Here is a 26,911-nt window from a genome sequence, read left to right as displayed (position 1 = left end):
TGGATATCAATGAGGAATTCGTTCATCGCCGCGGAGATCGCCAGCCAGCCCGAGGTGTGGCGGCAGGCTGCGCGTCTGGCCGAGGAGTCTGCCTCGGCGTTGCCGCAGTCGGGCCAGCGGGTCGCCGTCGTCGGCTGCGGCACCAGCTGGTTCATCGCGCAGGCCTATGCGGCGCGCCGTGAGGAGCTGGGGCACGGGGTGACCGATGCGTTCGCCGCCAGTGAGTATCCGCTTCAGCGTGACTATGACCTGGTGGTCGCGATCACTCGCTCTGGGACGACGACTGAAGTCCTGCAGCTGCTGGATACCCTGCGTGGCCGGCAGCGCACTCTGGCGATCATCGGCGATCCGGAGTCCCCCGGTACGACGGCGGCCGATGCGGTCATCACGCTGCCCTTCGCCGATGAGCAGTCTGTGGTGCAGACCCGCTTCGCCACCTCTGTGCTCACCCTGCTGCGGGCTGGGTTGGACGAGGACACGGAGCCGCTGGCCCAGGCTGCGGAGACGGTGGTGGGATGGCAGGTGCCCGAGCAGGTGCAGACCCGCTCGCAGTTCACCTTCCTGGGCCGGGGCCACGGGGTCGGGTTGGCCCACGAGGCGGCGCTGAAGATGCGTGAGGCGGCCATCGCCTGGGCGGAGTCCTACCCGACGATGGACTACCGGCACGGCCCGAAGGCGATCACCGATGAGAACTCGCTGGTGGTCTTCTTCGGTGAGCGGCCGGCGGGCATCGTCGCTGAGGTCGAGGAGCTCGGGGCGCTGACCGTGGCCTTCGACGAGGATCCGCAGCTGACCCTGGTGCGCTGCCATCTGCTCGCGGCCTCGCAGGCTGTGCTCAAGGGGCAGGACCCGGACAATCCCCGGCACCTGAGCCGCGCCATCGTCCTTGACGAGGGCTGATGGAGGCAGAGCAGGGTGCTGGCGGTGTGATCGTCACGGTGACGCCGAATCCGGCGTGGGATGTGACCTACCCGGTTGATGAGCTGCGGGTGGGTGAGTCGATCCGGGTCCGGGCACCGCTCGGCCGTGCCGGAGGCAAGGGCATCAACGTGGCCCGGGTGATTTGTGCTCTCGGGGGTCAGGCCCTGGCGGTGGCGCCTGTCCGGGGCAGCCGGGGGCAGCTTTTTGCTGACTCGCTGGCCGCTGACGAGGTGCCTGCCCGGCTGGTGCCGGTGCCTGGGGAGGTCCGCCAGTCGGTGGCGGTGGTCCCGGAGCGTGCAGCGACGCCGACGGGGGTGTCTCAGCGGGCTGAACCGACAGTGTTCAATGAGGCCGGTGAGCCGTTGGGACAGGACTCGTGGGCGGCATTGACCCTGGCTCTTCGTGAGGTGGTGGCGGATTCCCGTCCGCAGACGGTGGTGATCTCCGGCTCGATGCCGCCGGGCACCAGTGAGGAGCAGCTGCGAAGCCTGGTAGAGGCCGGCCGAGCAGAAGGTGCTCGCGTCCTGGTCGACACCTCCGGTGAGGCGTTGATCTGGGCGGCGCGTGCCGCGGCTGACCTGGTGAAACCCAATCGGACCGAAGCGATGGATGCCACGGGGGAGGACGGCGTCGAGGGTGCGGCCGCGGCACTGCGGCGGCTCGGGGCCGGAGCTGTGGTCATCACTGACGGCGGCAACGGGATGACGGCCTTCGACGGCGACGCCGTGTGGCGTGCCCGCCCGGCAGACGCCGTCTCCGGGAACCCGACCGGAGCTGGTGATGCAGCACTGGCCGCACTGGCCCTGAGCTGGGATCGGCAGTGGCCGGCGCGTCTGCGCCACGCGATCGCCGCCTCGGCTGCCGCCGTCGCCGAACCCGTGGCAGGCCAGGTCAATCCGGCCGCCGTCGCGGCCTATGAGAGTTCCGTCGATGTGGAGGAGATGTGATGTCCGTGAATGCTGTGGCCGAGCTGCTGCGCTCAGCGCGTGAGCACAGGCAGGCTGTCGGTGCGTTCAACGTCATCCAGATCGAACATGCTGAAGCCTATGCGGTCGCCGCCCGGCGGACCGGCTGCCCGATGGTCATGCAGGTCAGCCAGAATGCGGCCGCCTATCACGGCGGGCTGGAGCCGATCATCCGTGCCTGCCGAGCTGTGGCACAGGTCAGTGAGGTGCCGCTGGCCGTGCATCTCGACCACGCCGAGTCCCGGGAGCTGGTGTCCCAGGCCATCGGGCTGGGTGTGGACTCGGTGATGTTCGACGGCTCTGCGCTGCCCTATGAGCAGAATGTGGCCGAGACCGCGGAGGTCGTGGCCGAAGCGCATGCCGCCGGGGTGATGGTGGAGGCGGAGCTGGGCGAGATCGGCGGTAAAGACGGGGTTCATGCCCCAGGAGTGCGCACTGATCCGCGCGAGGCGGTGTCATTCGTCGAGGCCACGGGTGTGGATGCGCTGGCGGTGGCCGTGGGTTCGTCCCATGCGATGACGGAGCGGACCGCGGCCCTTGACCTGGAGCTCATCGGCAGACTGCGGGACCGCCTGGAAGTCCCGCTGGTGCTGCACGGTTCCTCCGGTGTGCCGGATGAGACGCTGCGGGCCGCGGTGGAGGCCGGGATGACGAAGATCAATATCTCCACTCATCTCAACCACGCGATGACTCGGCGGATCCGGCAGTACCTTCAGGAGAACCTTGCGGTGGTAGACCCGAGGAAATACATCGGTGCCGGCCGTGATGCGGTGACCGAGGAGGTCGTGCGGCTGTTGGAGGTCATCAGGGCCCGGCGTGTGCAGTGATCACCGGTGGAAGCGGAAGAGCCGCTGACCGGCGGCGATCTCGCCGTCGAGGACGTCGGTGACGGTGTCCTCAGTCTTCTCCAACGCGACGACGGGGATCACCGCTGACAGCCCGGCGGTGCGTACTGCGACCGGATCCCATTCGATGACGGGGGTGCCCGCCTCGACCTGGTCCCCTTCCTCCTTCAGGACGGTGAAGCCGTCCCCGCGGCGGGAGACGGTGTCGATGCCGAGGTGGACCAATACCGCCAAACGTGCCTCGTTGATCACCACGTAGGCATGCGGGTGGACCTTCAGGAGCTGGCCGGTGATCGGCGCCATCGCGTGCTGGGTGCCGTCGTAGGGCTCGACGGCGGCACCGGGACCGACCAGCCCGCCGGCGAAGAGCGGATCGGGCACCGTCTCCAGGGCGCGGACCGTGCCGGGGCAGGGGGTGAGGATGTCCATCAGTGGGTGACCTTCCCGGAGAGGCCGGGGATTCGGTGCACACTGCTTGGCGAAAGTGGTGTCATCATCGACTCCTGGGATGGCTGTGGTCTCCATCTCATCATGTCATCCGGCAGGTTCCGCCGCATCCGATCCTGCCGGCGGCAAGGGAGTCCAGGTGGTGGCTCCCTCGCCACTCGCCCCGTCACCCCGGTTGACTCTGGAGTTGGTGCCCTTTTGAGCGCGATTTTCCTCGCAAAAGGGCACCAACTCCAGAGTCAACGGGATGGTGTGGACGGGCTGGGAGGGTCAGGCTGAGGGCTGGACGGGAAGCGTGGGAGGAGATCGAGGCGAGCGCCGCGAGCAGCCGTCGACGGCGGCGATACTCAACGACCGTTGAGGTCATCGTCGAAGCTCTCACCCAGTTCCTCGGTAAGCACGCGCTGGCCGATGCCGAAGGCGACGTTCGCCGCGGGCACTGAGCAGTAGATTGCCGACTGCAGGAAGACCTCTTTGATCTCGGCCGGGGTCATCCCGTTGCGGAGGGCGGCTCTCACGTGCATCTCGAGCTCGTCCCAGTACCCACCGGCGATCATCGCGGTTAGGGTGATCGCTGAACGCGTGGTCCGGTCCAAGCCGGGCCGGGTCCAGATCGTCCCCCAGGCGTAGCGGGTGATCAGCTCCTGGAAGTCAGTGGTGAAGCCGGACTTCTTCGCCTCGGCCCGATCCACATGGGCATCAGAGAGGACCTCGCGGCGCACCCGCATCCCCTCATCGAACGTCCGGTCCTGCTCAGTCATCGAGGTACTCCTTCAGAAGATGTGCGACCTCCGCCGGCGCCTCGGCCGGAGCGAGATGGGCGACGTCGTCGAGCGTCACCGCCCTGCCCTCAGGCACCTGGGCTGCGATGAACTCCGCCTCCTCAGGCGGGCAGACAGTGCCCTGCCCACCCGCCACAGCCAACACCGGCCGGGCGGCATCTGACAGATGCTCCCGCAGGTCCACCTGGCCCAGGGCCCGGCAGATATGGGCGTAGGAGTGCCGATCCGCATACTGCAGGCTGCGCAGCAGGTTCGTCGCGATCTCGGCGTGCGAAGCCAGGAAACCAGGAGCGAACCACCGCTCGGCCGATCCGGCCACCATCGTCGGCGTCCCGGCACGCTCCACCAGGTCCGCACGCTGATGCCATGCCTCCGGAGTCCCGATGGCCGCCGCGGAACACAGCGTCACCACACGCCGGAACCGGGTGTCCGGGCGCAACGCCAGGATCAGAGACACCAGTCCCGTCACAGACACTCCGGCGACGTCAACAGACACCCCGGCTTCCCAGCCGTGCTCCGCGGCCAACTGGTCCACCATGGCCTCGACGCTGTCGGCCAGATCCTCCAGGCAGAACGGCTCGCTCGCCGGCGGCTGCTCACCGTGGCCCGGCAGGTCCCAGCCGATGACCAGGGATCCAGGATGCATCTCCCGCACAGTCGGCTCCCAGAGTGCGGTCACACTGGTGCCCAGCGAAGGGCCGACGACCAGCACGGGACCTTCAGGGTCAGCCAGCAGAGCCTCACCGCCGTGCAGCAGCACCGGTCTGAGAGCCGGAGGAGCCGGGTGCGCGTCAACGGCCTCGGTCATGTCCACATGCTCCGTATCTCCTGGAAGTCTGACACTGCGGCGTCCACGAACTCCCCGGCCCGGCCCAGATACTGAGCGGGATCCAGCAGATCGTCCAGGGACGCCCGTGCTGTGGCCCGAGCTGAGGACTGCGGGGCCTGATTCAGCTCCTCTTCGAGAAGCGTCCGCAGTGAAAGCCCCTCGCTGACGGAGGTTCGCACTGCCGCCTGCAGCGTCTCTCGGCCACCGGGCAGCACCTCGGGCAGATGCTGCATGAGCCGTTCACTCAACAACGCCTCACCCGCGCCGTCAAGCGTGGCGCGCATCCGCCCGGGGAAGACCTGCAGACCGGTCAAGAGCTCATCGGCGCGAGCGGCGGCACCGCCGGCAAGTCGCAGCAGCTCCGCCAGCGCCGGCCATTCGGCATGCCAGGCCCCATCGGGCCGTTCCTCCTGCGCCGCGGCGGCAGCACCGTAGAGCGTGGCCAGATGCCCGGGCGCAGCCTGGGCGGCTGAACGGATCAGCACTGACAGCACAGGGTTCTGCTTCTGCGGCATCGCCGAAGACCCACCCCGTCCCGCGCTGCTCGGCTCGGCGAGTTCGCCGACCTCGGGACGCTGCGCGAAGAGCACGTCACCGGCAACCTTCCCCAGGGCCGCGCAGACGCCCGCCAGAGCTGAGGCGACCTCGAGCATCGGCTGCCGCTGGGTGTGCCACGGACGGGCCGAGGACATCTTCAGCCGCCCGGCGAGCCGATCAGTCAGCTGCGCGGCTGCCTCCGGTCCGTGCCGGTCGGCCAGCGCCGCCTGGGTCCCGACCGCACCGCCCCACTGCAGCGGGAGCCCATCCACAGCACGGTGCAGGGCGCTCACCGCCTCACGCACACCGTCGAGCCATCCGGCCGCCCGCAGACCGAATGTTGTCGGTAAGGCATGACGGGTCAGGGAACGCGCCACGCACAGCGTGTTGCGGTGAGTCTGCGTGTGGGCGGCCAGGGCGTCACCGATCCGCACCGCCCGAGCCGTGATCCCCGCGACGACGGTGCGCACGATCAGATTCAGGGCAGTGTCGAGCACATCCTGGCTGGTGGCACCGCGATGCAGGGCCGCATCCGATTCACCCCGTGCGGCCAGAGCACGCCGGATCTCGGCCAGCAGCGGGATGACCGGATTGCCCCCGCCGACGCCGCCGGCAGCCAGCACGCCCGGGCCGATCAGCGCAGTATCGGGATCAGCCTGCTCATCACAGAGCCGGCGGATAGCCCGGGCGCTCGCCGTCGGCGCAAGATCCGCAGCGGCGAGGGTCTCGGCCCAAGCGGCCTCGACGTGGAGCAGGGCGTAGACGACCGCCTCGTCGGAGGTTGCGGTGGCGGCTTCGGTGTCCGCCCAGATCGGTGAGAGGAGTCCGTAATGTCCGGTCATACCCTCATCCTGTCACCGGGCCGGTGACCTGTGGAGTATTCGGGTACTGCAGGAACACAGTCTCCTGCCCGCCCTGCAGGTGAACGTCGAAGCGCAGATCGCCGTTGTGCTCCCGTGTCGCGATCAGCGTGCGACGACGCTCCTCCGGCAGGGAGCTCAGCAGTGGGTCCGCGGCCAGGGCCTCGGTATCCTCGGGTAGGTAGATGCGGGTGAACAGCCGGTCGAGCAGGCCTCGGGCGAACACGGTGAGCAGGATGAAGGGAGCCTTGCCCGCCGCAGTCGGGCCGGGGTTCACCGTGGTGAAGTGGTAGCGCCCGACGTTGTCCACCGGGGTGCGCCCCCAGCCGGTGAAGGTGTAGCCGTCGCGGATCAGTGAGCCGTGCTCGGCCGAGATCCTGCCCTGCTCGTCGGCCTGCCAGATCTCCAGCAGCGAATCGGGCACGGGGACGCCGTCGCCGTCGTAGACGGTGCCGTGGAGCCGGACGGCCTGCGGGTGGGAGCGGTCGACGAGTTTCTCCCCATCCGGGAAGGGCAGCGCGTAGCCGTAGAACGGCCCGATGGTCTGAGCTGGAGCCGGGGTCAGATCGGCCGGTGTTTGGGCGGCGGCGGTCTGGAGGGACGCGGGGGTGCTCATCGGATCAGTGCTCCTCGTCGCTGGCTGCGTCGGATTCGAACCAGGTGCGGTTGCTTCCTGAGAGGACGATGTCCCAGCGGTACCCGGTGTTCCATTCGTGTCGGGCCACCGAATGGTCGTAGGTGGCGACCAGCCGATCACGGGCTTTCTGATCGGTGATGGACTGGTAGATCGGGTCCAGGGCGAACAGCGGATCCCCCGGAAAGTACATCTGCGTGATCAGCCGCTGGGTGAAGTCAGTGCCGAAGAGGGAGAAGTGGATATGTGCTGGACGCCAGGCGTTGAAATGGTTCTTCCACGGGTACGGTGCCGGTTTGATGGTGGTGAAGGTGTACTCCCCGCCCGGGCCGGTGATGGCCCGGCCCACACCGGTGAAGTGAGGGTCGATCGGAGCCGGGTGCTGGTCACGCTTGTGGACGTAGCGCCCGGCAGCGTTGGCCTGCCAGATCTCCACCAGCTGATGACGGATCGGGCGGCCGTCGCCGTCGAGGATGCGCCCGGTGACCACGATCCGCTCGCCGATGGGCTCACCGCCGTGCTGGATGGTCAGGTCGGATTCGAGGGTGTGCACGTCGCGCTCGCCGAAGGCGGGGGAGTGCAGCTCGATCTCTTCCGGATCGGTGTGGTGCAGCGACTTCGTGGGGCTGCGCAGCAGGGAGGAGCGGTAGGGCGGGAAGTTCATCCGTGCGCTGGTTTCCTCAGCGCTGCCCTCGGCCTTGTCGTGTTCGTAGGCCTCGTGGATCTCGCGCATCTCTGCGTTGATCTCATCCTGTGAGGCCTTCGCGGCGTCGGGGTTGGTGTCTGGCTCGGCCATGGGCACTGGCCTCCTCGGGTGCGTCAGGGGTGCCGTGCGTTCCAGTCTGCGGAGTCGGATATGGCCTGCACCACAGAAGCACCGTTCAATGGTGCTGCTGGATGCTCAGCTGTCCTCGCGCAATGCCCGGCTGATGCCGTGTCCTGCAGTCTGCAGTGCCATCAGGAACTGGGGGATCTGCGGAGAATCCCGGGGCACGACGACGGTCAGCGCGGCCTCAGCATGACCGCTGCGGTCCACGATGGGGACTGAAAGCCCGGTGGTCTGGGCGTCGATCTCACCGCTAAGGCGGGCATAGCCCCGCGCACGGACCTCCTCGAGCTCCCGGGGCAGCTCCGGCCGTGCCCTCCGCGTGATGAGGCGGTGCTCGGCAAGCCAGGCCTGGGTCATCGTCGGCTCGGCGAAGGCCAGCAGTACGTGGCCCATCGAGGTCAGATGTACAGGCATCGTTCCCGCCACCTCAGCGGGATTCGCCGCCGCGCCATGCTGGGAGAGCCGTTCGACGATGAGGACATCGGTGCCGCTGAGCACGGCAAGCTGTGTGGTGTGCTGGACGACCGCATTGACGTCCTGCATGAACGGCAGCGCGGTCTGGCGCAGAGTCCGCGAGAGTCGGGAGCGCTGCGCAATCTCCCAGAGTAGCCGTCCTGGTTCCACGAGTCCGCCCGCCGAACGGGTCAGCAGGCCCTGCGCTGACATCTCCGCGATGAGGCGATACCCGGTGGTGCGGGGGAGACCCGCACGATCGGAGAGTTCGGAGGGCGTGAGCGCGGCCCTGCCGCGGAACCCTTCGAGCAGCCGGACGGCACGGCCGAGGACTGAATCGCCGCTCGGTGAGTTTGCCATGGGATCAGCCTAAGGGGCCTCCTCCCACTGAAGTTGACTCTGGAGTTGGTGCCCTTCTGAGCCTGATTTCGGCGTCAAAAGGGCACCAACTCCAGAGTCAGCGGGGAAGGGCGGTGCGGAGCTTGGTGATCATTTCGTCGAACTCGGCAGCTGGGTCGGAGTCCAGGACCACCGCACCTCCTGCTCCGACGCGGATCTCCCCGTCGTGGATGACAGCAGTCCGGATGACGATGTTGAGATCACATGCCCCGTCGGCGCTGAAGTAGCCGATCGCCCCCGAATAGGGTCCCCGCGCCCGCTGCTCGAGATCCTCGATGATCCGCATCGTGCGCAGCTTCGGAGCTCCCGTCATGGACCCGCCGGGGAAGCACGCGCGCACCGCGTCCACGGCATCGATGTCCTGGCGCAGACGGCCCCGCACAGTGGAGACGAGCTGATGCACAGTGGCGTAGGACTCCACCGCCATGAACTCCGGGACCTCCACTGAGCCGACCTCGCACACCCTCCCGAGGTCATTGCGCAGCAGGTCCACGATCATCAGGTTCTCCGCCCACGTCTTCGATGAGGTGCGCAGCTCTTCGGCGGCTTCGGCGTCCGCCTGCGGATCAGTCGAGCGCGGCGCCGTCCCCTTGATCGGCTTGGATTCGGCGGTGCCGTATGCGTCGATCTTCAGAAACCGCTCCGGGGAGGAGCACAGCAGCTGCGTCTCGCCCAGCCGCAGAAACGCCGCGTAGGGGGCCGGATTCTGCTGGCGCTGAGCCAGGTACACCGCCAGCGGATCGCCGTCGAACGGGTGGACGAACTCGTCGGTCAGGCAGATCTCATAGCTCTCCCCGGCATGCAGCTGCCGCAGGCAGGCCTCGACGTCCTCCAGATAGCCCGCGCGGTCCCGGCGGAGATGAGCCAGAGGGTCCACTGCGGCGGGCAGGGCCGGGGTCGGTCGAGTGCGGGGTGCGACCTCCGGGGTGCCCAGCAGCTGCTTGAGGTGTTGCGCCGTCTCACCCACCCATCGTTGCGCGTCGTCAAGGTCATTGGCATCCTCCGGTGAAGTGCTGACAGCCCACAGGTCCCCGGTCAGGTGATCGACGACGACGTACCGGGTCGCTGAGACGAGCACCGCGTCATGTGTCGCTGAGCGGTGGTGCGTGTCAGATCCGCATTCGGCGCGGAGCTCGTAGCTGAGATGGCCCACGTAGCCACCGACCATCTCGAACGGCAGAGCCGACGTCGTGCCGGGGCCTTCTATCGATCTCGCTCTCATCCTCGCGTCTGGTGAGCGCAGGCGCCGCTGTTCCAGGCGGCGAGGGAGCACATCGAAGATTGAGCCGGGTTCGCAGTACAGGCGCCCGCTCATCGGCTCGATCACCTCCACCTCGGGCGTCACCTGGGCGCCATCAGCAGCGGGAAGCCTGTACCGGAGCACCTCTCCGTGCGCACCGCCGGGCACACCCAGATAGGAGAACCGGGAGTAGCCCTCCACCACGCGGCTCGAATCCAACCAGAACGCCCAGGGATCATCCCCGCAGACGGCTTCGAAGATGCGCGCCGTGTCGGGGAGCTGCGAGGCTTTACCGGCGCGGGGAACGTGTGAGGTGACCACTGACCACGTGACCGGGGGCTCAGAGACGGCAGCCTGCCCGGAGGAGCCGGGCGGAGACGGCACAGACACAGCACCGGTCGGCTGAGCCAGCGTGCGGAAGTTCTCCAACAGCTGCTCCCCACCGGCAGAGGCCACGGACTCCGGGTGGAACTGCACCCCCCACCAGGGCCGCCGGGCATGATGGAACCCCATCACCACACCGTCTTCGGCCGTGGCATCGACGATCAGCTCATCCGGCACAGGACGCTGCAGGCAGTGTGAGTGATACCGCACCACAGCGAATCCCTGCGGCAGTCCGGCAAAGAGTCCCTGATCCGTATGGGAGACCGGGCTGATATGCCCGTGACGCGGCTGCGGCGCCGGGCCGACGTCGGCACCGGCGAGCAGCCCCAGCTCCTGATGCCCCAGACACACTCCGAGCACGGGCAGCGTGGTGGAGCCCAGCAGTTCAGGCACCCGCCCGACGTCGGCACCGTGCTGCGGCATCCCCGGCCCCGGGGAGAGCACCAGGGCGTCGAATCCTGCGAGGAACTCGTGGTTCAGGTGTGGATCGTCGTGGGTGATCACCACCGGTTCGACGCCGTAGACCCGGTAGATCAGCTGGTAGAGGTTGAACGTGTAGGAATCGTAGTGATCAATCAGGCAGGTGCGCACCAGATGCCCTCCATCGCTGATGCCACTGATGTGCCGCGGCACTCGGCGGTGCCACACTCGGCGCGGCATCGCCGATCCACCGGCTGACCGGCCGCACCCCGCGGGCGGCGTTCAGTGCCCAGATCTCCAGGCCGTCAAGCTCGGCGGGCCGGACGGACTCCTGCCGAACCGGAATCCCGGCCTGCTCAGCGAGAGCGACGAGCTGCTCCTGAGTGACCGACGGCAGACGAGGTAGTCTCCGCGCGGGCAGACACAGGGTGTCACCGCGCCACCACACCAGAGCGGAATGGTCAGTTTCGAGGACGTGGCCGTCGCCGTCGATGAGGACGGCGTCAGTGGCGCCGCGATCTGCGGCGAGCTCTCGCAGCTGAGAGTACAGCGGCTGGTCGGGACCCTTGTGGCGGGGATGCTTCGGCGCCGCCAGACCCGAGCCGCCCGACCAGAGGACGACGTCGCCGTTCTGCTCGGGTGCGGGGCGGATTCGCAGCACCAGCTGCGGCGTCCCTGCGGAGTTCTGGGTATCGCGGCGATGCGCTTCGATGCGCGGCCACCAGCTCCCCGTGTGGGGGAGGGCATCGCGTACTTCCGCGAGGAAACCGTGCAGGGCAGCGGGACGGGCATCGGGGAACAGCGCCCGCACCCCGTGAGCGAAGCGCTGCTCGTGACGTGCGAGGGCGACGGCGGCGCCGTCGAGGACCAGCCAGGAATCGAACACCTGTGGGGCGGATGACGGTACGGGATCCTGTGCCGGGTCTTGCGTCGAAGCCTGTGCTGGGGGCGCCGGCGAGAGCCCGCCGTCATCGGTCCAGGCGTAGACGCGGTGCAGTTCGGTCACGGCAATGTCCTCATCGGTGCGGGGGCGATCCCAGAGTACTGCTCGTCACAGTACCGGTTGTCCCAGCACCGGTCGTCAGGGGCAAAAGAGTGTGGCATGGTCAGAGCCGTGAGCACCAGTATGAATGCCGGGATGGATACCAGTGGGGCGACGAGGGAGGCCCTGACTGCCCGACTCGCGCGGACGCAGCCGACTGTATGGTTCCCCGCTGAGACCGCGCCGTCAGACCTCGATCCGCAGATCATCGACGTCGCAGAGGCGAGGTTCCGGTGGTTCGCGCCGCTGCTGGAACAGCTGTTTCCCGAGACCGGACGCACCGGCGGAGTGCTGGAGAGTCCCGTGGAGAAGTTCCCCGCCCTGCACTGCGCCCTGACAGAGGATGTAGCCCTGACAGAGGATGTCGAGGGTGCGGCCATCCCGCCGAATCTCTGGGTCAAGCGCGACGATCTGCTGCCGATCTCCGGATCAGTGAAGTCCCGCGGCGGTATCCATGAAGTGTTGGCTGCTGCCGAACGGATCGTGTCCGAGGCCGGGCTGATGGGCCAGGACGCCGTCGAGACATTCCGCAGCGAGCCGGTGGCTCAGCTGCTGGGCACCCACCGCATCGTCGTCGGTTCTACCGGCAACTTGGGCCTGTCGATCGGGCTGACCGCGCGGGCATTGGGGCTGGCAGTCACCGTGCATATGTCCACTGACGCCAAAGCGTGGAAGAAGCAGCGGCTGCGTGAGGTCGGTGCGGACGTGGTTGAGCATGCGGGCAACTTCACTGCGGCGATGGCTGAAGGCCGGCAGCAGGCTGAGGCAGACCCGCAGGCGCATTTCGTCGATGATGAGCGCTCGCTGGATCTGTTCGCCGGGTATGCGGTGGCCGGACGGCGCCTGGCAGGACAGCTGCAGGCGCTCTCGATGCCGCTCAGTGCTGAGCATCCGCTGTTCGTGTACCTGCCCTGCGGCGTCGGTGGGGCGCCCGGCGGGGTGACGTTCGGGTTGAAGCAGGAGTTCGGGGAGGCGGTGCGGTGCTTCTTCGTCGAGCCCACTCATGCGCCCTCGGTGATGCTGGGGCGGCTGACCGGCCGTGATGAGGGGATCGCCGTCGATGAGATCGGCCTGGACGGGCGGACCCTCGCCGATGGTCTTGCCGTGCCGAGGCCCTCTGAACTGGTTGGCCGTCACATGGGTGGGCTGATCGATGGGTTCGTCACGGTCAGTGATGAGTCCCTGGTGGGGATGACGGCGCGCGCCCATCACGCTGAAGGAGCGCGGCTGGAGCCCTCGGCCTGTGCCGGGCTGGTGGCCGCCTCGATGGTGGGGCAGGCCCTCGACGATGACGGCGCATCGCGGCCCGGGCTGACCAGAGATGCTTATGACCGAGCCACTCATATCGCGTGGCTCACCGGCGGTTCTATGGTCCCCGACGCCGAACACCACGCGATTATCCGGAACGCCTGCGGAATCCGTGCCTTATAGCATTCGGATTCCGCAGGCAGTTCGGATAAACGTGCGGTGGTGGTGGGGTCAGTCGGTGAGGGGGACCGGCGGCAGTGCGACGCTGATCTCCTGGAGCGGGTCGCCGTCTTCGCCGGCAGAGGTGGAGCTCCACGCGGTCTCCAGCTCCAGCACACCGGCGTCGATGTCCTCCTGCGTCAGCTCATAGCTCGCCGTGTCACAGTCATAGGAGCCGCCCGCATCCAGTGCCAGGTACCGGCAGTTGGGTGCACCGTCCCGCGGATCGAAGTCATCCAGCGGACCGGAGGGCACCACATCCACGGCTTCATCGGCGAAGCTGGTCACGGAGAAGTCGAACCGCAGCCTGTCACCGGCGGTGTAGCTGCCGGGCTCCCCAGGGTCCACATGCTCGACGTCGACGGCCAGCGAAGCCTCATCAGCAGGTGTGACCACCACGCTCAGGTACGCCTCAAAGCTCCCCTGCTCCGAGGTGAAGGTCACCGGCACGTCATGTGAGCCGGGCGCGGCACCCTCGGGCACCGTGAAGGCCACTGCGGCCTCCGCCTCAGACCCGGCCGGGACCTCGGCCACCTCCGCGGAACCGCCGCCCCAGCCGTCGGGCAGCTCCATCTCCAGCTGGCCCCCGGTGAGCGCCTCAGCCTCCTGGTTGCTCAGCTGCACGGCGGCCTCGGCCTCGGAGCCCGCCGAAGCGCGCACATCCTCAGCGCTCATTCCGGCGCAGAGCTCACCGAGCCAGGCCAGGCTGAAGTTGGCATAGCGGATACCGCCGTTGCCGCCCTCGGGCTCATAGAGCAGACCGATGGAGCCGTCGGCCTGGGTGACCAGCGTCGAGTAGGCCATCCCTCCGCGGGCGAACACGCGGGACGCCGGCCAGGTCTCGCCGTCGTCGCAGGACATACGGACCACCCCGTTGCTGCGCTCCGTCGAGCTCCCGGCGTTGGAGAACAGCAGCACCTGCGCCTCGTCGCTGCCCTCCGGGGCGTTGGGGAACGCCCGGATGATCGAGCCGTTGTTCGCCGGATCAGGCAGCTGCTCGTCGATGTACACCTCCCCGTAGGAGTGCCCGCCGTCCTCGGAGATCGCCACTTTGCGGTAGCCGGAGCGCTCCGAGTCCCGCGAATTGAGCATCACGCGGCCGTCGGAGAGTTCCACGGTCTTGTTCTCATCCATCCCGACGCCGACCGGTTCACCGGCCTGCCAGGTCTCCCCGTGATCATCGGAGTACACCGAGACCGCCCGGAAGGCGCCGTCGGAGTCCATGATCGTGTACTGCTGGATCAGCCGGCCGGCATGGGGCCCGTACTTCAGCTGGATTCCCTGCCCGGCGGCGGCGAAGCGCGAGGTCCACCCCTCATCCGGGGTGATGTCCTCGGTGATGGTCTCATCGGTCCAGGTGTGTCCGCCGTCGTCGGAGCGTGCCACCTGCGCGTGGATGATGTCCCGGCGGTCGGGGTCGGTGCCGGTGGCGCTGTCCCAGAATCCGGCGTCGTAGGACTTCACGTGGAAGGTGAAGATGCTGCCGGTCTGCCGGTCCACCAGGTAGCTGGGATCTGAATAGCCCTCGATGGGCTCCTCGGTGGACCCTTCGTTGATGATGGTCTGCTCCTGCCAGGTCTGGCCGCCGTCGGTGCTGCGGCGCTGCAGGATCGAGTTCGGAGCCGGCGAGTCAGCAGCGGTGGGCCGGCCGTCGTAGGAGGCGAGGAGATCGCCGTCGTTGGTCACCATCAGTGCGGGAATCCGGTAGTTGGGCCAGCCGTCCTCACCGTTGCTCGCCAGCTGCTGCTCTTCGAAGAACGGCTCCAGCCCACGTTCGACGTCGAAGTCCGTGCCCGCTGCACCTGCCTCCGCTGTACTCACCGCCGAGGCCCTCAGAGTTTCCTCAGGCTGGGTGTCGGGCTGGGCGTCCGGCTGGGCTTCGGGTTGGGCCAGTGCGCCGGGGGCCGTGGCGATCATCAGCGCGGCGGCCGGCAGCGCGATGGCGGCCTTCCATCCCGGTGGTGTGCTCCGCTGGCGGTGGCGTCGGTGACGCATGGGCGGTCAGTCCTTTCGGTGTGTCCGTCACAGCGCTCTCAGACATCACATGTCTGACAACTGATCTCACCCTAGGCGCTCTCTGATGTGATGTAAATAACATCACGGGAAAAGGCTGGCTCAGCTGCGGCCAGGTGTCACTGCTCGTCGAGCACTGATGCGGCGGCCTCATCGAGCAGAACGCTCACCCGGGGATGCCGTTGCAGCACGCTGGCCGGGCAGTCTGCGGTGACCGGGCCGTGCAGCATCGCCCGCACCGCTTCAGCCTTCTCCGCACCGACCGCGATCAGCACGATCTCCCGTGCCTCAAGGATCGTCGCCAACCCCTGAGTCATCGCATACTGCGGCACCTGGGAGAGGTCACCGTGGAAGAACCGCGCATTGGCCCGGCGGGTGGAGTCCTCCAGGGTGGTTAGGTGCGTCCGGGCATCGAAGCCCGTCCCCGGCTCGTTGAAGCCGATATGCCCGTTCGCCCCGAGTCCCAGCAGCTGCAGATCCACCCCACCGAGTGCGGTGATCCGCCCCTCGAAGTGCACCGCAGCAGTCTCCGGATCCACCGCGTCGGCATCGGGGACGTGCAGATCCTCCTCGCGCAGCCCGGTCCGCGCAGCGCCCACCAGCTCCCTGCGCAACACCGTGCGGTAGCGCTGTTCATGCGCCGCAGGCAGGCCCCGGTACTCATCCAGGGCCACCGCGGAGACCCCGTCCAGGGAGAACGTGCCCTCGCGGTGCTTCGCCCGCAGCAGCTCATACACCGCGCCGGGGCTCGAACCCGTGGCCACCCCCAACGTCGGGGAAGCCTCCGCGGCTGCCAGCGCCGCCTCGATACGATCTACAGCCGCGGCCGCAATCGCCGCCGGATCGGCGAACACGTCAACCAGGTTCATGGTGCCGCACCTATTTCCTTCGTCCGTCACAGTGCCCTTCATCGACGTCCCTCCTTCAGGCTCGCATGGAAACGCCTCGTCAGGGAGGTCGGATGCGTGATCGCGGTCCCGACGACGACGGCCCACGCGCCAGCCTCCAACGCCGCCGCCGCGTCCTCCGGGGTCCGAATCCTGCCCTCGGCGATCACCGGACGTTCCGGGTGGTCCTCGACGATCTGCGCCAGAAGCTCCAGGTCCGGCCCCTCGGTGGCCGGGCGATCGCCGGAGTAGCCGGCCAGAGTCGTCGAAAGGATGGCCACGTCGGCCGCCGCGGCGCGCTCCGCATCGGCGCGCGAGCCGCAGTCGGCCATGAGCACGGCGCCTTCATCATGCAGGGCTCGAGCAGTCTCGGCGACACTCAGCCCGTCGGGCCGCGGCCGGGCGGTGGCGTCCAAGGCCACGATGTCGGCACCGGCGGCGAGGCAGCTGCGGGCATGACGCAGCGTCGGAGTGATCACCACGCCCGAGTCTCCGTCCTTCCAGATCCCGATGACCGGCACCTGCACCTGCCCGACGATCGCGGAGATATCGGCCAGGCCCTGACAGCGGATCCCCGCCGCACCGCCGATCTCTGCCGCCTGGGCGATCTGGGCCATCGTCTCGGGATGACGCATCGGCTCACCCGGATACGCCTGACAGGAGACGATGAGCCCCCCGCGCAGCTTGGCAAGCAATTCTTCAGTCCGTGCGGCCGTCATCGGCGATCCCCTTCGTCGTCTTCGTCACCGTGCGCGTCGCTAGCCGTATCACTGAGCGTGTGATGGGGCGCGTGATGGGGCGTGTGAGTGAGTGTGCCACCGCCGTCTGCGAAGACGGCCGCACCGATCAGCGGAGCCCCGGAGCCCAAGGCCCCGAGCCGGGGCTGCAGATCTGCCAGGGGGTCCATCACCGTGCCGGCGAACCCTTCTCGCAGGGCATCCCACCACAGCACGCCCGCCTCAGCCACAGAGCCGCTGACCACCACATGGGCTGGGTCCAGCAGGTGAGCGGCAGAGCCGAGGACCTCACCGAGTGCGCTCGCGGACTCGCGAATCACCGCCTGGGCGGTGTCCTGGCCGAGTGCGGCGAGCTCAGCGACATGCTGCCCGGTCTCAGCCGGCGGATCCCCGCGTCGCATCCGCTGCTTGTACCAGGCGGCGACGCCGGTGCCCGAGGCGATGGACTCGATATGGCCGGTACGTCCGCAGCTGCATTCGAGACCGGCCGCGGCGGTGTGGTTCATATGCCCCAGATGCCCGGCCATCGAGCGGGCGCCGAGCAGCAGCCGGGACTCGTCGATCAGCGCCCCACCCAGCCCGGTTCCCACTGCGGCCAGCAGCAGAGAGCCGGAGCCGGCGCCGAACCCGTGCGCCCATTCCCCATATCCATGGGCGTGGACGTCGTTGAGCACCCGCACCGGCAGGCCGAGCGCTTCACCCACCGCTGAGGCGAGGTCCGTCCCCGCCCACCCCGGCATCAGAGAAGTGGCTGAGGTGATGCGGCCGCGTACAGTATCGACCACACCGGCGCTGGCGATTCCCACCGCACTGAGCCCGGGGCCGTCGGGATTCTCAGCCGCGTGCTCCTCGGCGACGGCGAGCGCGAGCTCCACCACCCGCCGCAGCACCGCCGGGCCTCCCCGAGCTGCGGCTGTCGCCGTCGTGCGCACCGGGCCCAGCGCGGCACGCGCCTCGGGGGCATCGGAGAGGGTGACCGGGGCGGCGGCGATCTTCGTCCCCCCGATATCCACGGCCAGTATGCGCCGCGCGGCACCCCGAGGCTCGGTCACAGCAGCCCGGCCTCCTCCAGCACTGCCGCAATGGCCCGCACGTTCTCGCCCTCCAGGGCGGCGACAGGTTCGGTCATCGTATTGGTGCGGATCACACCCATCAGCTGCAGCGCCGTCTTGAAGGAACCCACACCAGCACCGTAACCGCTGACACCACTGGTCACCGCGACGATCCGCATGAGATCCGCCAGCTCATCCTGCAGCAGCCGGACGGTGTCCCAGTCGCCGGCCTGAGCGGCCCGCCACTGCTCCACGAACGGCTCCGGGGAGACATTCGCCAAGCCCGGCACCGCGCCGTCGGCCCCGGAGAGGTACGCACCGTCAACGACGACCTCATGGCCGGTCAGCAGCGCCAGCGGACGGCCCGCCGCCGCATTGGCACGGGCCAGCTGCCGGAAGGCGACATCATCGCCGGAGGAATCCTTCACGCCGTCGATGATGCCCTCGGAGCCCAGGCGTAGCAGCATCGCCGCCTCCAGTTTGGTGTGCACACACACCGGGATGTCATAGGCGAACAGCGGCAGATCCACACGCTCACGGATCACCCGGAAATGCCGCTCGACGACCTCCGGTCCGCCCAGCGCATAGAACGGGGCCGTGGCGACCAGCGCATCGACGCCCAGCTCCTGGGCCGTGCGCGCCTGAGCGACGACCCGCTCGGTCTGCGTGTCGATGACACCGGCGAAGACCGGCACACGCTCGTCGACGATCCGCATCCCCTCAGCCAGGATCTCCCGGCGGCGGGCATCGGTGGAGAACGCCGCCTCACCGGAGGAACCCAGCAGGAACAGACCGTCGACGCCGGCGTCGATCAGCCGCTCCAGCACTGCGGCGTAGGAGGCGACGTCGAGCTCACCGTCTGTGGTCAGGGGCGTGATGACCGGGGGGATGACCCCGCGGAAAGAGTCAGTGGGGGAAACCATCGTCCTAATGCTCCTGTCGATCGGGCTCACGGGTGCAGCAGCGACGGCGCCGCACCCAACAGCTTGCGTGTGTAGTCGTCCTGCGGGTCCTCCAGGACCTGCGCGGCGGGGCCTTCCTCCACCACCACGCCGTGGTTCATCACCGCGATCCGGTCCGAGACGTAGCGGACCGTCTGGATGTCATGGGAGATGAAGACCATCGCCAATCCCAGCTCCTGCTTCAGGTCCGTGAAGAGGTTGAGGATCTGGGCACGGACTGAGACGTCCAGTGCGGAGGTGGGCTCATCGGCGATGATCGCCGAGGGCTCCAAGGCCAGGGCGCGGGCGATGGCCACCCGCTGCCGCTGTCCGCCGGAGAGCTGAGCGGGCAGCGCATCCAGCGCCGAGGCCGGCAGCCCGACCATCTCGATGAGGGCCTCCACCTTCTCCTCGCGCTCCTCAGCCGTGCCGACCCGATGCACGCGCAGCGGATCCTTCAGCTGCTCGCGGATCGCCATGCGTGGGTTCAGCGCGGTGGAGGGATCCTGGAAGACCACGGAGACCAACCGGCCGATACGGCGTCGGTCGGCGGCCGAACGCCGGGTGACCTCGTGGCCCTGGAAGAAGATCTTCCCGCCGGTGGGCGGCTGCAGCCCGCACATCACATTGGCTGTGGTGGACTTCCCGCAGCCGGATTCGCCGACGATGCCCAGGGTTTCCCCGCGGCGCAGCTGCATGGTCACGCCCTGGACCGCGTGGACCTTATTCGGCCGGAACAGCGAACCGGTGCGTGAGGTGAACGTGACTTCGACGTCCTGCAGGTCGATGAGCGGGGTCTGATCCGATGCTGATGTCATCGTGAGCCTCCTGCTGTGTGCTCGCTGGCTGTGTGCTCAGTTGCGTGGGGGTGTTCGGGAAGTGCGGCGTAGAAGTGCTCGCTCTCGCCCACCTGTCTCCTCTGCGGGCGGATGTCGGCGCCGATCTCCGGATGGGAGGAACGTGGTGCGAACCGGTCACCGGAGGGGAAGTCCTTCGGCGAGGGCACCGTGCCGGGCACCTGGTGCAGCCGGCCTTCACCGGACTCGATGGAGAGCACCGAACCCAGCAGCCCGCGGGTGTACTCATGGACCGGATTGATCAGCAGCTCCTTCGTCGGAGCCTGCTCGACCACCTGCCCGGCATACATCACCGTCACCCGGTGGGCGACCTCCGCCACCAGGGCGAGGTCGTGGGAGACGAAGACCATGGCGAAGCCGAGGCGGTCGCGCAGCTCATTGAGCAGGTCGATCACCTGCCGCTGCACGGTGACGTCCAAGGCGGTGGTCGGCTCATCGGCGATGACCAGCTTCGGATCCCGGGTCAGTGCCATCGCGATCAGCACACGCTGACGCTGCCCGCCGGAGAGCTCATGCGGATAGGAGGCCAGGGTCCGCTGCGGATCCAGCCCGACCAGCTCCAGCAGCTCCTCCGCCGAGCGTGTCCCACCGCGGGAGGTCAGCTGTTTGAGCTGGGCGCGGATCAGCATCGACGGGTTCAGCGAGGACAGCGCATCCTGGTAGATTATCGCCATCTCGCGGCCCAGCAGCTCACGGCGCTCGGCCGCAGGCATGCTCAGCAGATTCCTGCCCTGGTAACGGACCTCCCCGCGGATCTCCGCCCGGGGGTCCAGCAGGCCCATGATCGCCAGGGAGGTGATGGACTTGCCGCAGCCGGATTCACCGACCAGTCCCATCGTCTCCCCGGGGCGCACAGAGAAGGAGACGTCGTCGACGACGTCCACTGCACCGTGACGGGGGAAACGGATCGAGAGGTTCTCCACCTCCAGTAGCGGCTCACCCTCGGTGATCGGGTCACGGCGGTCAGCACGCTGGGACTCGACCTCGGCCAGCCGGGCCAATCGTGCCTCCAGCTGCTCCTCCTGCTCGCGGTGCGCGGCCGCCGGGTCCAGCAGCAGACGGTCCGAGCTGCGCCGGCCGCTGACCTGCGTCTGCGGCGTGGCCGAGGAGGGGGTGGAGACCATGGCATCGGTGATGCCCTCGGAGAGGATGTTCAGGCACAGTACGGTGATCATGATCGCCAGACCCGGGTAGAGGGCCTGCCACCACCGCCCGGCCAGCACGCCGTTGCGCGCATCGGAGAGGATGTTGCCCCAGGTGGGAGTGGGTTCGCTGATACCGGCCTGGATGAAGGTCAGTGAGGCCTCGAACACGATGGCATCGGCCACCAGGATCGTGGCGAAGACCATCACCGGTGCCGCGGTGTTGCGGGTGACGTGCTTGATCAGGATCCACGGGGCACGCGCGCCGGAGACCAGTGCTGCGTTGACGTAGTCCTCCCCGTAGGCCGAGAGCACATTGGCTCGGACCACGCGGGTCAGCTGCGGCATGTAGAGGAACCCGATGGCGACGACGATGATCGTCAGGGAGTTGCCGAACACGGAGACGTACACCGCAGCCAGGGCGATGCCCGGGAAGGACATGATGATGTCCATGATGCGCATGATGGTCTCGGAGATCGGCTTCTTCGACACCGCGGCGACGGAGCCGAGGATCGCCCCGGAGAGCAGGGCCAAACCAGTGGCGCAGAGCCCGATGACCAGTGAATACCGGGCACCATAGATCATCCGGGAGAGGACGTCGCGGCCCTTCTCGTCGGTGCCGAAGATGTGGTCCCCGCCCGGGGGTTGCCGGGCGGAGAAGATCTCGATCGGGTCATGGGGCGCGACCAGCGGGGCGAAGGCCGCCGCGAAGGCGACGACGGCCAGCACCACCAGGGAGATCTTCGATCCCCAGGGCATGCGGCGGAATCCGCGCAGCCGTCCGGCGTTCTGCAGCTTCTCTGTCAGGTGAGGTCTCATAGTGAAGGTCACACCGCCCGGATTCTCGGGTTGATGAGCAGGTACAGCAGGTCGACGATGATGTTGATGACGATGAACGCCAAGGCGACGACGAGCACCACGCCCTGCACCAGGGTCGGGTAGTTCTGCTGGACACCCTGCAGGATGGTCATACCCATACCGGGCATGTTGAAGATGACTTCGATGACGACGGCACCGCCCATCAGGTAGCCGATGCGCAGCCCGACCACGGTCACCGGGGTGATCAGGGCGTTACGCAGCACGTTGCGGGCGATGACCACCGGTTTGGGGATGCCCGCACCCAGAGCGGTGCGCACGTAGTCCTTGTCCAGCTCCTCGACCATCGAGGTCCGCACGATGCGGATCAGCGAACCGGCCACCGGTACGGCGAGGGCGAAGGCGGGCAGCATCATCCGGTCGATATAGCCCCCAGGGTCTTCGAAGAAGCCCGGCAGCTCACCGGAGGCGGGGAACATCCCCAGGTTCGCGGAGAACAGCAGGATCAGCAGCACCGCCAGCCAGAAGGAGGGGGTGGCCAGGAAGACGATGGAGATGATGCGGATCGCCTGGTCGGGCCAGCCGTCGCGGAACAGTGCGGCGAGGACGCCCAGCGGCAGGGCGATGATGATCGAGAGGAACAGGCCGATGAAGGTCAGCTCCAGGGTCACCGGGAAGGCCTCGGCCACGCGGGTGGCCACGGAGGCCTGGTTGCTGCCGTAGGTGCCCAGATCACCTTGGATCATGCCGGCGAGGAAGGCGCCGAACTGTACGAGCCACGGGTCGTTGAGGCCCTGGGCTTCGCGGTAGGCCTCGAGGGCCTCGGGGCTGGCTCCTTCGCCGAGCGCCTGATAGGCGGGGTCGATGTTCGAGAAGGACATCAGGAAGAACACGAGGAACGTGACTCCCAGGACCATCACCGGTAGCGCGATCAGACGTCGACCGATGAGTCTGAGGATGTTGTTCATGGACTGCTCCGCTGCGGACGGGGTGGGTGAGACGGCGGACGTGGCTCAGATCGGCCGGGTCAGCGGATTCTGGGGATGCCTCAGATCCTCGCTGGCCCGGCCGACTGGAGCGGTGGGGTCACTCCTCCTCGGAGTCGTCCTCGGTGTCCTCCTCGGTGTCATTGCCGGTGTCGTCGGCACTGTCGCTGTCGTCGGCGTCCTCGCCGTCGCCGGCTTCGCCCTCGTCCTCGGAGGCCGTCTCCAGGAAGCTCAGGCCGGTGGTGCCGATGGGGGAGAAGCCCTCGAGGGTCTCGGAGTCGTAGCCGGTGATGACCTCGCGGTGGAACAGCGGGTAGATCGGCACCTCTTCGGAGACCAGGTCGAAGGCGTCGTTCCACAGCTGCTGCTGCTCGTCCTCGTCGGCTTCGACGGCCTCGTCGAGGATCTCGTGGAGGTCGTCGAAGGCCTCGGACTCTGCCCACTGCGAGCGCGAGGAGGTCCAGATGTTGTCGCCGTACCACCAGTTCATCAGCAGGTCCGGGTCGGAGCCGAAGATGGAGGGGTCTCCCGGTGCCAGCGCGACGTCGTAGGTCGGGTCGTCGACGTCGGTGTGGTTGGCGTACAGCGAGGCTGAGGCCTCCTCCTGCAGGCTGACGTCGACGCCGATCTCCTGGAGGTCGTTCATGATCTGCGGGGCGAGATCCGTGATCCACGGGTGATCAGTGGTCAGCAGGGTGATGGAGAGGTCCTCGACGCCGGCCTCCTCGAGCAGGCGCTCGGCCTCCTCGGGGTCGTGGTCGTAGACCGTGGAGGCCTCGTTGTAGTTCGGGTGATCCTCCGGCAGGAAGGAAGTGGCGGGGCTGGCGGTGCCGTCGAGCGCGTTGTCGATGAGCTGTTCGGTGTTCACCGCGTAGAAGAACGCCTGGCGGACCTGCGGGTCGTCGAAGGGCTCCTGGCCGGTGTTGAACATCAGGAACGGCAGGTTGAAGCCCTGGACGGATTCGATCTCTGCGCCGGCGCCGGTGACGATCTCGGTCATGTCCTGCGGTACGGACTCCACGGCCTGCACGGTGCCCTCCTGCAGGGCGGTGATGCGGGCGGTGTCGTCCAGGATGATCTGGAACTCCATGGAACCGGCCTCGGCGGGGCGGTTGCCGGTGTACTCCTCGTTGGGGCTGAACTCGATGGAGTCCTGGCTGATGGAGTCGTACTTCCAGGGGCCGGAGCCGATGGGCTGGGCGGTCAGGTCCTCGTCAGTGGCGTCCTCGGGGACGATCTTGACCAGCGGCAGACGCTCCTTGATCAGCGTGAAGGGGTGGTTCAGCGAGATGGTGACGGTCTGCTCGTCCTCGGCGGTGACCTCGTCGATGAAGTCCAGCATCGGGGCGTAGATGTTCTCTGGGTCCATCGTCCGTTCGAAGGAGGCGACGACGTCGTCGGCGGTGACCGGAGTGCCGTCGGAGAAGGCGGCGTCCTCGCGGAGAGTGACCTGATATTCGGTCTCGGAGATCTCCTCGAGCTCCTCGTCCGCGGCGAGGGCGGCGTAGGGCTCGGCGTTGGTCATGTCCAGCTCGTAGAGACCTTCCACCACGTGCCAGTTCGCGCTGTGGGCGAGGGCAGAGGTGGTGGAGGAGGGGTGGTAGTTGTCGGTCTCGTAGGCCATCGCCGCGGTGATGTGGGTGTCCTCGTCAGCGGCGTCGCCGTTGTCGCCGGCGGAGCCGCCGCAGGCGGAGAGCGCCAGGGCGGTGAGGGACAGTCCGGTGATGGTCTTCAGCCCAGCGGTGCGGGTGTGCATGGGGTGGTTCCTCTCGGAGGCGAGTGATGCCTGTTCAGTTGTCTGACATCTGACATCAGATGGAGTAGCATCAATATATGACCTCAGACAGACTCTCGCAAGAGCTCGGCATGTTGGCCGCTGTGAATCTGAAGATCGATGAGCGCCTGACGAGCATCGACATGATCAATCGCTCGGCGGCGACGACGGATGCGATCAAGTCATACATCCTGCGTGAGGGGCTGCAGCCGGGGGATGCGCTGCCCACTGAGGCCACGCTGTGCAAGGATCTCGGTGTCTCGCGCTCTTCGGTGCGGGAGGCGCTGCGGAAGCTGGAGGCGCTGGACATCGTCGAGGTCAAACAGGGGCGCGGGAGCTTCGTCGGGCAGATGTCGTTGACGCCGCTGGTGCAGACTCTGGTGCTGCGGTCATCACTGCAGCAGGCGTCGAATCAGAAGTCTCTGGCCGAGGTGGTCAAGGTCAGGCTGTACTTGGACTTGGGCCTGGCTGATGAGATCACCGCGACGATGGCCGGCACGAAGAACCCGGATCTGCGCGAGCTGGTGCAGGGGATGGAAGCCAAGGCGCGGGCGGGGGAGCGGTTCCTGGAGGAGGACATCGCTTTCCACAACGGTCTGCTGGATCGTGTGGAGGGCACGCTGGTGCAGCAGATGACCTCTTCGATGTGGCTGGTCCACATGGCGGTGATCCCCGATCTCGACCCGGCCGGGGAGGATGGCCTGCTGCGCACTGCTGCGGCGCACGGAGCGATGCTCCAGGCAGCCGAAGACGGCGACGCGGAGGCCTACCGCGCCGCCGTGCGGGACCACTACGCCCACCTCCAAGAGCTGCTGGAAGGCTGAAGGGGTCCCGCCCCCACTGCCCGCACTGCAGATCGAGAATCCCTGGCTTTGTGAGTTCTCCCGCCGTATGTTCCACGGGATACCTCACAAAGCCAGGGATTCACGATCGGAGGGGGTGGGTCAGCGCTGGAGTGACCGGGTAGTTCCTGACGCCGGGAAAGATGAGTGAGGGGTATGGCCGCTGGGCTATATTCCTACTTATAGTGGAACCGTAATAAATGTGTTTATTGCCGAACGGTTATTGGGGTCTGAGGAGGTTCCGGAGCATGCGAGATGTAGGAGTGCCTGCGTGAACGGCGCACAATACTTGGGGCATCCCGCATGATTCAACATCGACGACTCACGTCATTAGACCGCGTCTGCGCGACCACAGAGCCCATCACATCTACGAAGCTCTCAACATGAAGACTACTGTTGAGTTGGGTATGGGCGCGGCCAAGATTGAGGTAGCTCATGAGGGCGACCTGCACGCTCTCATCGTTGAGCGTTATGATCGACGGCCGTGCAGTAGCCCGTGGCTCGGTTGCACCAAGAAGATATATGCAGATGCTATCTCATCCCCGATTAGAAGTATCAGTCTCAAGTAGGGCCTAGTGCGGCTGGGATTGGTCACCTTCTTAATCAGTTTCGAGGAAAAGATTACAGATACTCCTGTGAAAAATTCTTCGAGGTGCTCGTCTGCTACGTATTCATAAGGCATCAGCCCTGCTGTACCTAAACTGCAGGAAGCCGGACTGAAGTTAGCCATGAAAATCGGTGGTGAGTGGAGCATGAGCAGAATCGAGACGAGACAATGGGGAAGTTATCTCCCCTCTCCGGTTAGATCCAGAAGAAGCTGCTTCATAGGCAGGGGAGATGGCAAGGAATTTGCCGACTGGTTAGGAAAATTCTATTAGAGATTTACGGATGACTTATTGGGCGAGAGGCAGCATGCATAGTAGAGCAGATCAGTACCTATCTTCAGGGCTGCTGGGCTTCCAGCATGAAACGCGACCCCAGCTCCATTCACCCAGCCGGTATGGCAAAGCTGCATGCCGGCTGGTAAGTCCGGAGCTTGATTGAGGCCGGGCGTGCTGAATCTCAGCGTGACTGTGTGTTCTTGAGAGTATTCATCGACTAGTTGACTCTCCAGTAGAAGGGGCTTGGTCTTAGCCGGTGGGATGTTGTTGATTTTGCTCCGACCTTATGGGGATAATTTATTAACCATTAATATATAATATGTATATTTTATAATGCTTCTATAGAGGCTCCCAGCGTTCTTAATTGGAGAGTATCCGCAGAAACTGAGGCGCTTAACGCATTCGAATGGAATACTATGCCAGCGTGGTCAGATCGAGACCCGGTTAATCCTCGCTGGTGCGGTGAATAGTCCATGTCGTGTTTGGCCCCGTCTTGGCGACTGCACTCACCTCCACGGTATCTTTGAGTGATGGATGTTGAGTCCGCGCAGATTCGTGACGCTGTAGTTGATGACGCGACGGGCATTGCGCGCGTTCATGTCGATAGCTGGCGTGAGACGTATTCGGGTGTGCTGGACGAGCGATTCTTTGACGAAGAGGCCTACCAGGGTCGCGTGACGATGTGGAACAGCTATCTCCGGCTTGATCCACGACCGGGGCGCATGGTCGTCGCCGTCCGGGAAGGGCAGATCATCGGCTTCGCCAACTCTGGCAAAGCTACGGGTCCTGACGCCGAGCATGGTTTCCCTGTCAGTAGGCCTTTGCATCTGTTCGCGATCTATCTGTTGGCAAGCGCACACGGGGCTGGTATCGGGGCCATTCGCGGTTGAGTGTGGAGGTGTCGTGAGTCAAGGGGCTCGCGCCCTTGT

24 protein-coding genes are annotated in these 26,911 nt (G+C 66.7%); 6 read left to right on the top strand and 18 right to left on the bottom strand.

What is annotated here, in order from left to right:
* Positions 1-9 precede the first annotated feature (9 nt).
* Genes RIL96_RS10200 through RIL96_RS10190 form a run of 3 tightly spaced genes read left to right on the top strand, consistent with a single transcriptional unit; the run spans position 10 to position 2,713 of the window.
* The gene (locus RIL96_RS10200) at positions 10-900 is read left to right on the top strand and encodes an SIS domain-containing protein (RefSeq protein ID WP_310548916.1); all 891 of its coding nucleotides are present in this window, start codon (positions 10-12) and stop codon (positions 898-900) included.
* Complete coding sequence (locus tag RIL96_RS10195) at positions 900-1,868, top strand: 1-phosphofructokinase family hexose kinase (RefSeq protein ID WP_310548915.1); 969 nt, start codon at positions 900-902, stop codon at positions 1,866-1,868. The genes RIL96_RS10200 and RIL96_RS10195 overlap by 1 nt, the downstream gene beginning before the upstream one ends.
* Positions 1,868-2,713 (top strand): class II fructose-bisphosphate aldolase, encoded by an 846-nt coding sequence (locus RIL96_RS10190; RefSeq protein ID WP_310548914.1) that lies wholly within the window; start codon positions 1,868-1,870, stop codon positions 2,711-2,713. Before RIL96_RS10195 ends, RIL96_RS10190 begins: the two co-directional genes overlap by 1 nt.
* Here the strand turns inward: RIL96_RS10190 and RIL96_RS10185 are convergent, their stop codons facing one another.
* The 9 genes from RIL96_RS10185 to RIL96_RS10145 form a co-directional block, all read right to left on the bottom strand.
* A complete protein-coding gene (locus RIL96_RS10185) occupies positions 2,714-3,256 on the bottom strand; it encodes a PTS sugar transporter subunit IIA (protein WP_310548913.1) in 543 nt (180 codons plus the stop codon). It abuts the gene before it with no gap.
* A 269-nt stretch (positions 3,257-3,525) separates the two neighbouring features.
* Complete coding sequence (pcaC, locus tag RIL96_RS10180) at positions 3,526-3,939, bottom strand: 4-carboxymuconolactone decarboxylase (protein ID WP_310548912.1); 414 nt, start codon at positions 3,937-3,939, stop codon at positions 3,526-3,528.
* The gene (locus RIL96_RS10175) at positions 3,932-4,768 is read right to left on the bottom strand and encodes an alpha/beta fold hydrolase (RefSeq protein WP_310548911.1); all 837 of its coding nucleotides are present in this window, start codon (positions 4,766-4,768) and stop codon (positions 3,932-3,934) included. Before RIL96_RS10175 ends, pcaC begins: the two co-directional genes overlap by 8 nt.
* On the bottom strand, positions 4,765-6,168 hold the full coding sequence (locus tag RIL96_RS10170) for a lyase family protein (protein ID WP_310548910.1): 1,404 nt from the start codon (positions 6,166-6,168) through the stop codon (positions 4,765-4,767). Before RIL96_RS10170 ends, RIL96_RS10175 begins: the two co-directional genes overlap by 4 nt.
* A gap of 4 nt (positions 6,169-6,172) precedes the next feature.
* Positions 6,173-6,802: a protocatechuate 3,4-dioxygenase subunit alpha gene (pcaG, locus tag RIL96_RS10165; protein WP_310548909.1), complete on the bottom strand. Its 630-nt coding sequence runs from the start codon at positions 6,800-6,802 to the stop codon at positions 6,173-6,175.
* 4 nt (positions 6,803-6,806) lie between these two features.
* Positions 6,807-7,616, bottom strand: a complete 810-nt coding sequence (pcaH, locus tag RIL96_RS10160; protein ID WP_310548908.1) for a protocatechuate 3,4-dioxygenase subunit beta — start codon at positions 7,614-7,616, stop codon at positions 6,807-6,809.
* A gap of 105 nt (positions 7,617-7,721) precedes the next feature.
* On the bottom strand, positions 7,722-8,462 hold the full coding sequence (locus tag RIL96_RS10155) for an IclR family transcriptional regulator (RefSeq protein WP_310548907.1): 741 nt from the start codon (positions 8,460-8,462) through the stop codon (positions 7,722-7,724).
* Positions 8,463-8,559: 97 nt separating this feature from the next.
* Entirely contained in the window at positions 8,560-10,716 is a 2,157-nt protein-coding gene (gene pabB / locus RIL96_RS10150) for an aminodeoxychorismate synthase component I (RefSeq protein WP_310548906.1), read from the bottom strand.
* Complete coding sequence (locus tag RIL96_RS10145; protein WP_310548905.1) at positions 10,697-11,551, bottom strand: aminotransferase class IV; 855 nt, start codon at positions 11,549-11,551, stop codon at positions 10,697-10,699. Before RIL96_RS10145 ends, pabB begins: the two co-directional genes overlap by 20 nt.
* Positions 11,552-11,659: 108 nt before the next feature.
* Here RIL96_RS10145 and dsdA point away from each other — a divergent pair, with 108 nt between their 5' ends.
* Positions 11,660-13,018, top strand: coding sequence for a D-serine ammonia-lyase (dsdA, locus tag RIL96_RS10140; RefSeq protein WP_310548904.1), 1,359 nt, complete (start codon positions 11,660-11,662; stop codon positions 13,016-13,018).
* Between the two features lie 48 nt (positions 13,019-13,066).
* On the opposite strand, the gene RIL96_RS10135 is transcribed toward dsdA, so the two are convergent.
* The 9 genes from RIL96_RS10135 to RIL96_RS10095 form a co-directional block, all read right to left on the bottom strand.
* Complete coding sequence (locus tag RIL96_RS10135; protein ID WP_310548903.1) at positions 13,067-15,049, bottom strand: exo-alpha-sialidase; 1,983 nt, start codon at positions 15,047-15,049, stop codon at positions 13,067-13,069.
* A gap of 137 nt (positions 15,050-15,186) precedes the next feature.
* Positions 15,187-15,936: a glucosamine-6-phosphate deaminase gene (locus RIL96_RS10130; protein ID WP_310548902.1), complete on the bottom strand. Its 750-nt coding sequence runs from the start codon at positions 15,934-15,936 to the stop codon at positions 15,187-15,189.
* Positions 15,937-15,974: 38 nt separating this feature from the next.
* Complete coding sequence (locus RIL96_RS10125) at positions 15,975-16,673, bottom strand: N-acetylmannosamine-6-phosphate 2-epimerase (RefSeq protein WP_310548901.1); 699 nt, start codon at positions 16,671-16,673, stop codon at positions 15,975-15,977.
* Positions 16,670-17,743, bottom strand: a complete 1,074-nt coding sequence (locus tag RIL96_RS10120; RefSeq protein ID WP_310548900.1) for an ROK family protein — start codon at positions 17,741-17,743, stop codon at positions 16,670-16,672. Before RIL96_RS10120 ends, RIL96_RS10125 begins: the two co-directional genes overlap by 4 nt.
* Positions 17,740-18,666: a dihydrodipicolinate synthase family protein gene (locus RIL96_RS10115; RefSeq protein WP_310548899.1), complete on the bottom strand. Its 927-nt coding sequence runs from the start codon at positions 18,664-18,666 to the stop codon at positions 17,740-17,742. Before RIL96_RS10115 ends, RIL96_RS10120 begins: the two co-directional genes overlap by 4 nt.
* A 26-nt stretch (positions 18,667-18,692) precedes the next feature.
* The gene (locus RIL96_RS10110; protein ID WP_310548898.1) at positions 18,693-19,502 is read right to left on the bottom strand and encodes an ABC transporter ATP-binding protein; all 810 of its coding nucleotides are present in this window, start codon (positions 19,500-19,502) and stop codon (positions 18,693-18,695) included.
* Positions 19,499-21,502, bottom strand: coding sequence for a dipeptide/oligopeptide/nickel ABC transporter permease/ATP-binding protein (locus RIL96_RS10105; RefSeq protein ID WP_310548897.1), 2,004 nt, complete (start codon positions 21,500-21,502; stop codon positions 19,499-19,501). Before RIL96_RS10105 ends, RIL96_RS10110 begins: the two co-directional genes overlap by 4 nt.
* An 8-nt stretch (positions 21,503-21,510) precedes the next feature.
* The gene (locus tag RIL96_RS10100; RefSeq protein ID WP_310548896.1) at positions 21,511-22,467 is read right to left on the bottom strand and encodes an ABC transporter permease; all 957 of its coding nucleotides are present in this window, start codon (positions 22,465-22,467) and stop codon (positions 21,511-21,513) included.
* A 118-nt stretch (positions 22,468-22,585) separates the two neighbouring features.
* A complete protein-coding gene (locus RIL96_RS10095) occupies positions 22,586-24,241 on the bottom strand; it encodes an ABC transporter substrate-binding protein (RefSeq protein ID WP_310548895.1) in 1,656 nt (551 codons plus the stop codon).
* Between the two features lie 77 nt (positions 24,242-24,318).
* Here RIL96_RS10095 and RIL96_RS10090 point away from each other — a divergent pair, with 77 nt between their 5' ends.
* Both RIL96_RS10090 and RIL96_RS10085 read left to right on the top strand, forming a co-directional pair.
* The gene (locus tag RIL96_RS10090) at positions 24,319-25,083 is read left to right on the top strand and encodes a FadR/GntR family transcriptional regulator (RefSeq protein WP_310548894.1); all 765 of its coding nucleotides are present in this window, start codon (positions 24,319-24,321) and stop codon (positions 25,081-25,083) included.
* Between the two features lie 1,429 nt (positions 25,084-26,512).
* The gene (locus tag RIL96_RS10085; RefSeq protein WP_310548893.1) at positions 26,513-26,872 is read left to right on the top strand and encodes a GNAT family N-acetyltransferase; all 360 of its coding nucleotides are present in this window, start codon (positions 26,513-26,515) and stop codon (positions 26,870-26,872) included.
* Positions 26,873-26,911: the final 39 nt, after the last annotated feature.

This window comes from Nesterenkonia aerolata, assembly GCF_031470965.1.
Lineage (GTDB): Bacteria > Actinomycetota > Actinomycetes > Actinomycetales > Micrococcaceae > Nesterenkonia > Nesterenkonia aerolata.
The sequence above is the reverse complement of the archived record's forward strand: the minus strand, read 5'-3'. Positions and strand labels throughout refer to the sequence as shown.